Source organism: Desulfocastanea catecholica (assembly GCF_054657295.1).
On record NZ_BAAHYZ010000138.1, the window covers coordinates 1 to 423 of the forward strand.

The window sequence follows — 423 nt, forward strand, 5'->3', positions numbered from 1 at the left end:
CCGCTGGTCGCCGTCATGACCTTGTTGCCGGTCAGCGAGGCGCCGATGATGGCACACATCGAGGCAATCTCATCTTCCATCTGGATAAACTTGCCGCCCTTTTCCGGCAACCGCGCCGACAAAAGCTCGGCGATCTCTGTTGACGGGGTTATCGGATACCCGGCAAAAAAGTCGATGCCGGCGTAGATGGCCCCTTCGACACAGGCCTCGTTGCCCTGGACAAATCGAATGTTTTTACTCATCTTTTCCCCCCTCCTCAATCAGCACCTCAATCGCCAGGTCCGGACAGCGTAGTTCACACATGCGACAGCAGATGCAGTCTTCCGGTCGAACGACGGTGGCTTTATCCCGCTCGTCCAGCTCCAGTACCTTGGTTGGGCAAAAACTGACGCAAATGCCGCAGCCCTTGCACCAGTCCCGGTT

At 57.2% G+C, this 423-nt stretch carries 1 protein-coding gene and 1 pseudogene; both read right to left on the bottom strand.

Annotated features, from left to right (window positions below):
* A pseudogene (locus tag ACYQ8U_RS23230) lies at nt 1-242 on the bottom strand (2-oxoacid:acceptor oxidoreductase subunit alpha); the annotation flags it as partial.
* Nucleotides 235-423: 4Fe-4S dicluster domain-containing protein (locus ACYQ8U_RS23235; protein WP_459947931.1), on the bottom strand; the 189-nt coding region annotated here is incomplete at its 5' end. The pseudogene ACYQ8U_RS23230 and the gene ACYQ8U_RS23235, both read right to left, overlap by 8 nt.